Genomic DNA, 220 nt, shown 5'->3' with positions numbered 1-220 from the left:
TGGGCTGAGGTCGGTGGGGTGTTCGGGATGCGGATGGCCGCTGTCGTCGAGCAGGCTCCGCCCTACTACGGGCTCTACGGGCTGGTCGCGGCCGGTCTGCTCAGCGTGGACACGGCGCAGCGGGTCGCGGGGTCGTTCCCGTCGCACCGCGATCTGTCCCCGACGACCCGGGCCTGGGCGCTGGATATGCGGCCGTCGCCGAGCGGGTGGTTGGAGCTGG

Annotated in this window: 1 pseudogene; it reads left to right on the top strand. The window is 72.7% G+C overall.

Features of this window, described 5'->3' with window-relative positions:
* Positions 1-18: 18 nt before the first annotated feature.
* Positions 19-220, top strand: a pseudogene (locus TOK_RS32990) (hypothetical protein); the annotation flags it as partial.

The sequence above is a fragment of the Pseudonocardia sp. N23 genome (genome assembly GCF_002583555.1).
Lineage (GTDB): Bacteria > Actinomycetota > Actinomycetes > Mycobacteriales > Pseudonocardiaceae > Pseudonocardia.
Note: the sequence above shows the minus strand (reverse complement) of the source record. Positions and strands in the feature narration are given on the sequence as shown.